Consider the following 2,418-nt stretch of genomic DNA (forward strand, 5'->3'; position numbering starts at 1 on the left):
GAACTATAATTACAATTGTATAAAAACCGGAAATAGCGAATTGTTAAGTGAGACGGCTTATGTGTAACCTATTCACTAAGACCTTTAAGTGCTTATGCATTATTATTAAAAGGCGAATTAAGAGAAGCGAAAGGGCTTCCCTTAAAATCGCTTAATTTTCAACACTATTTTGAAACATAGCCTTTCTTTTAAAACAGAAAAGAGGGCGAAATCATTGAAACTCTGTAAACTTGGTGTAAGATATATAGATATGAATACTTTTGATAAAGGATGAAGACAACTTGAATAAACTCGGCTGGATTATATCGGGGCTTGGTGCTTTACTGATTTTTGGTAGTTTGCTTTACCCGCTAGACGTTATTGAAAAAAACACATTTTTAGTTCTTTTATTAGGTGGGGCAGGTATTATGTTTGTAGGAACAATGATACGTGCTTTTTTAGGAAATAAGAAGTGAATAAAAACAGCTTCTAGGTCATGCCTAGAGGCTATTTTTATTTAAACATTTAAAAGAGCCGCTTAGAAATCGTGTTTATAGATGTATGCCCCATTTTTGAACTTAATGTACGGCTGAAGTGCTTGTTCAATATGTTGATTTTGGATAGAGAGGTCTAAAATTTTCTTTTTGTTTTTTCGATTAACTCCTCAAAAATTAGAGCCCTCGTCCTATTTCCTCAAATCTCAAAGAAAATAGCACTATGCAATAAAAGTAGATCTCCTGACTTATGCATCTCCCTATTTTAAACCCTTCCCATAAATTACGATGGGTTGTGCTTATTTCATCAGCATTTACAGTTGCAGGGAGAGCTCTGGATTTTCACCAGATTCCCTTTTACGTTTATCATGAACACCTTTATAACAAATAATTTGAATGGCTTAATTGATTTTACGTTGTTTATTTTTATTATAGTAATACTACAAATAAAAACAAATATTTTTAGTTCCTACGTTTCTTATTTTTAATATTGTTTAAATTGTCGAGAATAAAGGGAAAGCTATTGACAGGTAATGATAGGGTGTAGTATTTTACATTGGGTCATCAAAAAAGTATATCGAAATAATATCTTGGAAAATGATAAAAAAGAAGTAATTTAGCAGTTTTCTGCTTTTATCGAATATGCAAAATGGGCAAGAAGAAAGGACGTTTATATATGAAAGTTGTTACACCTAAACCATTTATGTACAAGGGAGGAGAAAGAGCCGTTCTTTTATTGCATGGTTTTACTGGAAATACAGTGGATGTGAAGAGGCTCGGGAAATATTTAAATGATCGAGGATATACATGCTATGCTCCACTCTATAAGGGACACGGTCTTACTCCAGAAGAGCTCATTGAGACAAATGTTGAAGATTGGTGGCAAAGTGTAGTAGAAGGGTATCAGTTTTTAAAAAGTCAAGGATATGAGCAAATAGCTGCAGTTGGTTTATCTTTAGGCGGCGTGTTTTCATTAAAGTTAGCCTATAATTTCTCAGTAAGTGGAGTTGTTACGATGTGCTCTCCTATGTATCAGAAAAAAGACGAAGCGATGCAAAAGCGTGTGATTGATTACGCTTATAATTATAAAAAGTTTGAAGGGAAAAGTGAGGAAACTATTGAGGCTGAAATGGGGGAGTTTCAAAAGGTTCCTATGAATAATATTTTGACAATTAGAGATTTTATTTTGGATGTGCGGGAAAACTTAGATCAAGTGTTTGCTCCTTTGTTTGTAGCTCAAGGACGTCTAGACCATACTATTAATCTAGAGAGTGTAAACAATATATATAACGGTGTTAATTCATATGAAAAAGAGCTGAAGTGGTATGAAAAATCTGGCCATATTATAACGCTAGGCCCAGAACGTGAACAATTATATGAGGATATTTATGAATTTCTTGAGTTGCTGTGACATGTCTGTATAGATGTAAAAAAGGTGCAAACCTCGGATTTGCACCTTTTTTATATGCCTTATTTATAAACTTTACTTGGTACGTGAATAACTGGATTGCCTACTGCGTAAGGAGCTACCTCATATTCTTGGAAAATTAAAGCAATTCCTTTATCTGTATAATAAAATTGAGTGTTTTTATCTACCTTAAAATCATCTAATATATAGCCCTCAAAAAAGATATCAGGGTGTTTCGACATGTAACTCTTTACGTATTTTGTGACTTTTGTATACTTTGCCTTGGATGTAAGAGTATTACTCAGTGTATAGTGCTTTCCTGTTTTTAAATTGAAATTATAGCTTGTGACTGAACCGGAACCGTGTGCACCACCTGCGTACATCCAATCAAAGATAAGAATACTGACTTTTCCGTTTTTATTATATTTCACTTTATAGCTTGTTGTGTAATCATATTGACAAGCATGCGGGTACTCCTTACATAGCGGATCTCCTTGAAGTTCTTCCATATCTTTCTTTAGTTGATTATAGCTTTTA

General features: G+C 33.6%; 3 protein-coding genes and 1 riboswitch. Of the genes, 2 read left to right on the forward strand and 1 reads right to left on the reverse strand.

All coding sequences use genetic code 11. The features are described 5' to 3' along the window. The first annotated feature begins 281 nt into the window (after positions 1 to 281). The gene (locus V7068_RS18440) at positions 282 to 455 is read left to right on the forward strand and encodes a hypothetical protein (RefSeq protein WP_499713989.1); all 174 of its coding nucleotides are present in this window, start codon (positions 282 to 284) and stop codon (positions 453 to 455) included. A gap of 234 nt (positions 456 to 689) precedes the next feature. Next, positions 690 to 868, reverse strand: a riboswitch (cobalamin riboswitch). 281 nt (positions 869 to 1,149) lie between these two features. Further along, positions 1,150 to 1,884 (forward strand): alpha/beta hydrolase, encoded by a 735-nt coding sequence (locus V7068_RS18445; RefSeq protein WP_499713990.1) that lies wholly within the window; start codon positions 1,150 to 1,152, stop codon positions 1,882 to 1,884. A gap of 59 nt (positions 1,885 to 1,943) precedes the next feature. On the opposite strand, the gene V7068_RS18450 is transcribed toward V7068_RS18445, so the two are convergent. Beyond that, a partial coding sequence (locus V7068_RS18450; RefSeq protein WP_499713991.1) for a DUF3298 and DUF4163 domain-containing protein occupies positions 1,944 to 2,418 on the reverse strand: 475 nt, incomplete at its 5' end.

It is taken from the genome of Bacillus sp. JJ634 (genome assembly GCF_036962285.1).
GTDB classification, from domain to species: Bacteria; Bacillota; Bacilli; order Bacillales; family DSM-1321; genus Peribacillus; species Peribacillus asahii_A.